Here is a 7281-nt window from a genome sequence, read left to right as displayed (position 1 = left end):
CACGACCCGACCGGCCCGGGGCCGACGGCGTCGCGCCGCCGGTCGGCGCGCCCACGGCACCGCCGAGACCACCCCTTCCACCGTGCCCGTCCCGGTCTCGGTCACCGCTTTGTCCCAGCCCCAGTACCGGGCGCTGGGCTCGGCCATGCGCGAGCAGCTCACCGTGGTCGCCGCCCCTCCCGGTACCGGCGCGCACGACCTCGTGGACGCCATGGTCCGCACCGCCGTCACCGCGGGGCAACGCGTCCTGGTGTGCGCTCGTACCGAAGCCGATGTCGAGGCGGTCCTGCGCCGGGCCGACACCGATCCCGGCCACCCCGTCATCCGGGCCGGCGATCCCGGACGGCGCACCTGCGAGGTACGCCTGCTCACCCGGGTCCTCGGCCGGCACGCCGGAGCCATCCCCGTCACCATGAGCCCCGACGATGAGGACCCGGACGGCTCCGACGACCTCGCCGATGCCTGGAACCGGGTCCGCCGGGTGTGGGAGGCCATGGACACCATGGCCTCCGGTGGCCACGCCCTCGCCCACCTGGCCGAGGAACGCGGCCGCAGCATCGCTCGCGGTTGGGACCCCGACACCTTCTTCACCCCCGAACGCGGTGGCCCCGAGTACTGGCTGCACCGCGCCGAGCGCGCGGCCGCCGGTGGGCTGGGCGGCCTGTCCCACCGCGCCGCCGTCCGCCGCGAACTCGGCGTGACCACCGACCCCGACAGCCTGGCCCAACTGTGCGCCGTGGCCCGTTTGGAGAGCGATTGGCGCGAGGCCGTGGACCGCCGCACCCGTAGCGCGCCTTTGGCCGAACTCACCGACGATCTCGCCCGCGCCCTCGATGACCATCGGCGCGCCGGGGCGCAACGCCTCACCGCGGTCACCGAACCCCGGCTCTGGCGCGGTCGCGCCGCCATCGAGAACCGCCTGGAGACCCTCAACTGGCACCCCGGTGGCGGCAGGACCGGGCTCACCGGACTCCTCGACACCCTGCCTGCCTGGGTCTGTCGCACCGACCAGGTCCGCGCCCTTCCCCCGCACGCGGGCCTGTTCGACCTGGTGGTCGTGGTGGGCGCCGAACGGACCCGGGTCGGAGAACTCCTGCCCGTCCTCTACCGGGCCGACCGCGCCGTCGTCGTCGGCGACCCCGCGCACCCCGGGCCGCTCAGCGTCCTGGAACCCGAGGAGGAACGACGGGCCCTGGCCACCGCCGGGCTCGTTCCCGACCTCCTCGACGACCGTGCGCTTCGACACGGTGCGGGTTCGGCCCTGCGCGCCGCCTACAAGGCCGCCCCGCCCATGCTGTGGCTGGACGAGCATCGGGGCGCCCCCGAACCCCTGGCCACCGCCGCCGCACGCCACTGCTATGGGGGTCGGGTCTCGGTGACCACCGGACCCGAGCCCGACCAAGGCCCCGTCTTCGACTGGCGTGACGTCGTCGGCGAGTGCGAGGCCGCGCCGGGTTCCTCCTACATCAACCGCGACGAGGCCTATCGGGTCGCCGTGGTGGTCGACGAACTCGACCAGGAACTACCCGAAGGGCACACCCTGGCCGTGGTCGCACCCTTGCAACCCCAGGTGGCGTTGGTCCGCCGACTGCTGCGTCAACGCGTCCTGCGCCGGCCCGTCCGGGTCGGCGGCCCCGACCTGCTGTCCGAGGACACCGGTACGAACGACGTCACCGTGCTGTCTCCGATGCTCTCCACCGGCGGGCCCGCCATCGCCGAACGGCGGGTGCGCCGGATGAGCCACCTGTGGGCATCGGTCCTCACGCGGACCCGACGTCGGCTCGTGGTGGTGGGCGACCGTTCCCACTGGTCCCAGGGTGATGGGCCCCTCGCCGACCTGATCGGCGGAGCCAGGACCACCGGCGCCGCGGCCACGGCCCAAGACCCGGCCGGCGCCGCCCTGGTCGACGCCCTGCGCGCCGTCGGCACCGACGTCACCGTCGGACCGCGACTGCACGGTCGCACCGCGGACCTGCTCGTGCGCTACGGGGCGCGCCGGGTGGTGCTCCTGCTCGACCGTGAACCCGACGGCCCCGCCCTTCGCCGCCTCCTGGCCCGCGGCGAGGCCCTCAACGGGGCCACCGACGACCTCGTCGTGGTCGTCCCCGCCTGGCGCTGTCTGGCCGACCCGCGCACCCTGGTCGAGGAGATCCTCTCCGCCTGCTGACACCGCCCCCACCGCCCCGCTCCCGGTCCGCCCCGGCCCGCGCCCCACCTATCCTGGGAGGCCACGCGCACATGCCCGGAACACCCTGGTTCGCCCGACAGGCCAGGCGACGCCGCGGGCGAAGAAGGGGAGACTCGGGTGCCCGAGGGACACACACTGCACCGGTTGGCCACGCACTTCGACAAGACCTTCGGTGGCGGCGCCGTGCGCGCCACCAGCCCTCAGGGTCGGTTCTCCGACGGGGCCGCCCGCATCGACGGGCGAGTCCTGGTCGAGAGTGAGGCCCACGGCAAGCACCTCTTCCTGGGTTTCGACTCGGGCGAGTGGCTACGCGTTCACCTCGGTCTCTACGGCGCCTGGACCTTCGGCGACGTCGACGGTGAACGACACCTGGGCGCGCCGAGGGCCCCCGGCGCCGAACGACTCGAACTGGAGCGCGACCCCGACGGCTTCGTCGTTGCGCCCACGCCGGTGGGGGCCGTCCGCGCCCGCCTGATCAACACCGGTGGCTGGGCCGACCTGCGCGGCCCCTCGGCCTGCGAGGTCATCACCACCGACGACAAACACGCCGTCCAGAACCGGTTGGGCCCGGACCCCCTTCGGTCCGACGCCGACCCCGACCGGGCCTGGCGGGTGATCTCGCGCTCGCGCACCACCATCGCCGCGCTCTTGATGCGCCAGGACGTCATCGCGGGTGTGGGCAACATCTACCGCGCCGAGTCCCTGTTCCGTGCCGGGATCGACCCCCTGACCCCCGGTCGAGAGCTGGGGCGGGAACGGTGGGAGATCCTGTGGGAGGACCTGTCCGGCCTGCTGCGCGACGGGGTGCGGGACGGCTACATCATCACCACCCGACCCGAGGACCGGCCCGATCCCGACGCCCACCCCGTGCCCCGGCCCGACACCCTCTACGTGTGTTACCGGACCGGTGACCCTTGCCGGGTGTGCTCCTCGCCGATCGCCTCCTCCGAGCTGGCCGGCCGCACCCTGTACTGGTGCCCCGGGTGTCAGCCCTGAGTCTTTCCCGCATGCTCCGTCCCACCGGTCCCACCGGTCACACTCGGGAAACTCTCTGGACCACGCTGTACGGGCGTGGGTTACAATCCCCTCTCGGTGACTGAACCGGTTCAGTATCGTGAAGTAACGGGGAGGCGGCTTGGGGTCTGTGATGAGGCGCCCGACGATCATGGACATCGCCAAGGCGGCGGGCGTGTCCAAAGGGGCGGTTTCCTACGCCCTCAACGGCCGCCCAGGAGTGTCCGAGACCACGCGGGAACGGATCCTCTCGATCGCCAGTGACCTCGGTTGGGCTCCCAGCAACCCCGCCCGCGCGCTCGCCCCGGGAGGTCGGGTCGGCGCGATCGGCATGGTGGTGGACCGTCCCGCCCGATCCCTCGGGATCGAACCGTTCTTCATGCAGCTGGTCTCGGGTGTGGAGACCGAACTCGCGGCCGCCGGCATAGACCTGATGCTCCAGGTGGCCGAGGACATCGACTCCGAACTCGCGGTCTACCGCCGTTGGGCCGCCGAGCGCCGCGTCGACGGCGTGGTCATAGTCGACCTGCGGGTGGAGGACCCCCGCCCCGAGGCGATGGGCGTCCTGCCGCTGCCCGCGGTGGTCCTGGGCGGGCCGGGCGGAACCGGTGGGCTGCCGTGTCTGTACACCGACGACGGAGCCTCGGTACGCGAGGTCGTGCACTACCTGGCCGCGCTGGGTCATCGCCGGATCGTGCGGGTGGCCGGTCCGGAGGACTTCGTGCACACGGGCGACCGCACCGCCGCCTTCCAGCAGGCCGCTCACCGAGCGGGCCTGGAGGAGGCGCGCACGGTGCACGCCGACTACACGGGGGAGGCGGGAGGACGCACCACGCGCCGACTGCTCGCCGCCGCCGAGCCGCCCACCGCGCTGGTCTACGACAACGACCTGATGGCGTTGGCGGGCCTGGGGGTGGCCTCGGAGATGGGCGTGGACGTGCCCTCGCAGCTGTCCATCGTGGCCTGGGACGACTCCGCGCTGTGTCGCCTGGTGCGCCCCTCGCTCACCGCGATAAGCCGTGACGTGTTCGGTCACGGTCGCATGGTGGCCGGGATGCTCAACCGCCTCTTGGCGGGGGAGCGCGTCGAGGACCGGGAGACCCCGTTGGGCGAGCTCCAGCCTCGGGGGAGCACGGGCCCCCTGGCGTCCTGAACGAGAAGGACGGCCCGACGGCGTGCGCGGAACCGGTTCAGCGCCGGTCCTTTCGACGTGTCCCGGGGTCGACATGGCTGTTACAAGCGGATAACGCCGAAGTGACGGGGATTGACGGAGTCTGTCCGGTCGTGCTGTTGTGGACCTCACTTACCCGGTTCAGTAACGGCCCTTCGCTCTCATCATTGGGAGCGCTCCCAGCCTTCCTCTGAGGAATCGGCTTCCCCCCTGAAAAGGGCCGACCGGGTCGAAGGAGGAGTCGAGATGAAAACTCTGAGGCTTCCCGCCGTGCTGGCGGCGGTGGTGCTCATCGCCACCGCGTGTTCCAGCGAAGGCGGAGACACCGGAAGCGGGAGCTATCCCCGCAACGAGACCCTGTACACCACGGGTACGGCCTGGAACCCGCCGACCAACTGGAACCCGATCATGCGGGGCCAGTACGCGGTGGGCACCTTCGGGCTGACTTACGAGCCGCTCTTCCACTACGACGCGGAGGCCAACGAGTACGTCCACTGGCTCGCGGAGAGCGACGAGTGGCCCGACGACAACACCCACGTCATCACCCTGCGGGACGGGATGACGTGGACCGACGGCGAGGCCATCGACGCCGAGGACGTCGTCGCCACCATCGAACTCGGACAGATGGACGTCTCCTACAGCAACATCTGGAACTACATCGAGGGCGTCGAGGCCACCGGTGAGCGGGAGGTGACGGTCACCTTCTCCGAGTCCCGGCCCCAGGAATGGATGAACTGGGCCTTCAACAACCCCATCGTTCCCGAGCACATCTGGGCCGACAAGGACCAGGCCGAGCTCACCGACGACCCCAACAACGATCCGGTCGGCAGCGGTCCCTACGTCTACGAGACCCACGCCGACGACCGCATGGTCTGGAAGCGCAACGACGAGTGGTGGGGCACCGAGGCCCTCGACCTGGAGATGAAGCCGACCTACATCGTGGACGTCGTCAACGCCTCCAACGAGGTGACGATGAACATGCTCAGCAACGGCGAGGTCGACGTCTCGAACAACTTCCTCCCCGGCATCGAAAAGTCGCTCGACGGTCAGCTCCTCACCAGCTTCTATGACGGCCCGCCCTACATGCAGTCCGCGAACACCGCCTGGTTGGTGGTCAACCACGACCACCCGGTGCTGGGCGACGCGGAGTTCCGGCAGGCGCTGGCCCACTCCATCGACCTGAACCAGATCATCAGCGGCCCCTACTCGGACCTGGTCGACGGTGCCGACCCCACCGGTCTGCTGCCCCAGTGGGACGCCTACATCGACCATGAGCTGGTGGAGGAGGAGGGCTTCTCCTACAACGCGGACGAAGCGGTGGCCATCCTGGAGGAGGCCGGCTATCTCGACGAGGACGGTGACGGCTACGTCGAGAGCCCCGACGGCGAGCCGATCAACCTCACCCTGGAGGTCCCCGGTGGCTGGAGCGACTGGGAGGAGGCGGCCCGGGTCATCTCCGAGAACGCCCAGGAAGTCGGGATCAACATCGGGACGGACTTCCCCGACGAAGGCCTGCTCACCGACAACCGCAACTCCGGTGAGTTCGACCTCGTCATCAACAACGAGCGTCAGCTGAGCAACACGCCGTGGAGCTACTACGACTACCTGTTCCAGATGCCGGTTCGTGACACGCAGACGACCGCGAACTTCGGTCGCTACGAGAACGAAGAGGTCTGGGACCTGGTCCAGCAGCTCGCCGCCGTCCCGGCCGACGACGTGGAGGGCGCCGCGGAGATCACCTCGCAGATCCAGCAGATCCAGCTGGCCGAACTGCCGGCGATCCCGCTCTGGTACAACGGCCTCTGGTCGCAGCAGAGCAACAGCGTTTGGACCAATTGGCCGAGTGAGCAGGGCACACCCGGCTACGCCACGATGTGGGACGGATGGTTCGAACTCGGTGCCATCCGCACCCTCGCAGAGATCGAACTGGCCGAATAGTCACCACGGGTGGGGCGCTCCCCTGAACGGGGGCGCTCCGCCTTCGGCTGCACATCTGGAGGACACCCGTGTGGCGTTACATGGGCCGCAAACTCGGCATCTACGCGATCACCTTCGTGATCGCGGTCACCATCAACTGGATGATTCCGCGCTTCATGCCCGGCGATCCGGTCCGGAGCATGCTCAACAAGGCATCGGTCTCCGACCCGGAGGCCATGGAGCGGATGACCAACTACTACAACGAGGTCTTCGGGCTCGAAACACCGATCCACCAGCAGTACTTCGCGTTCTGGGCCGGGCTCTTCCGAGGTGATCTGGGGATCAGCTCGATGCAGTACCCGGAACCGGTCACCGACATCATCCTGCGCGCGGTCCCCTTCACCCTGGGACTGCTGCTCCCCGCCATCATCCTGAGCTGGATCGTGGGGAACCATTTCGGTGCCTTCGCGGCCCGCAACAAGATCCTGGACAACACCGTCCTGCCGGTCGGTTACGTCCTGACCGCGACCCCGTACATGTGGCTCGCCCTTCTCCTGGCCTGGTCGGTCGGCGTGGTCGGTGGTTTCCTCCCGACCTCCAGCGGTTACAGCCTGGCGCTGGTCCCCGCGTTCTCGTGGGAGTTCATAGCCAGTCTCATCACGCACTGGTTCCTGCCGTTCCTGTCCATGTTCATCGTGGCTCTGGGCGGCTGGGCGATCGGCATGCGCAACATGATCATCTACGAACTGGAGGCGGACTACTCGAACTACCTCCAGGCCCTCGGTGCGCCGCGTCGCCTGATCCGCCGCTACGCCTTCCGTAACGCGATGCTGCCGCAGATCACCGGTCTGGCCGTCCAGCTCGGTACCGTCATCGCCGGCGCGCTGCTCACCGAGATCGTCTTCAACTACCCCGGCCTGGGCAGCCTGATCCTCCGGGCCCTGAACAACAACGACTACTTCGTGCTCCAGGGCACCTTCCTGTTCGTGAT

At 69.6% G+C, this 7281-nt stretch carries 5 protein-coding genes; all 5 read left to right on the top strand.

The annotated features are described in order from the left end of the window. On the top strand, positions 1–2167 hold a 2167-nt coding region (locus K8V84_RS24300; RefSeq protein WP_304078961.1), incomplete at its 5' end, for a DNA helicase. A 138-nt stretch (positions 2168–2305) separates the two neighbouring features. After that, on the top strand, positions 2306–3184 hold the full coding sequence (locus tag K8V84_RS24295; RefSeq protein ID WP_304078959.1) for an Fpg/Nei family DNA glycosylase: 879 nt from the start codon (positions 2306–2308) through the stop codon (positions 3182–3184). A gap of 151 nt (positions 3185–3335) precedes the next feature. Further along, entirely contained in the window at positions 3336–4355 is a 1020-nt protein-coding gene (locus tag K8V84_RS24290) for a LacI family DNA-binding transcriptional regulator (RefSeq protein ID WP_304078956.1), read from the top strand. A gap of 264 nt (positions 4356–4619) precedes the next feature. Beyond that, positions 4620–6311, top strand: coding sequence for an ABC transporter substrate-binding protein (locus K8V84_RS24285; RefSeq protein ID WP_304078954.1), 1692 nt, complete (start codon positions 4620–4622; stop codon positions 6309–6311). A gap of 68 nt (positions 6312–6379) precedes the next feature. Then, on the top strand, positions 6380–7281 hold a 902-nt coding region (locus tag K8V84_RS24280), incomplete at its 3' end, for an ABC transporter permease (protein WP_304078952.1).

Source organism: Nocardiopsis listeri, assembly GCF_020741345.1.
GTDB lineage: Bacteria > Actinomycetota > Actinomycetes > Streptosporangiales > Streptosporangiaceae > Nocardiopsis > Nocardiopsis listeri_A.
This window is presented reverse-complemented; position numbering and strand designations above follow the sequence as displayed.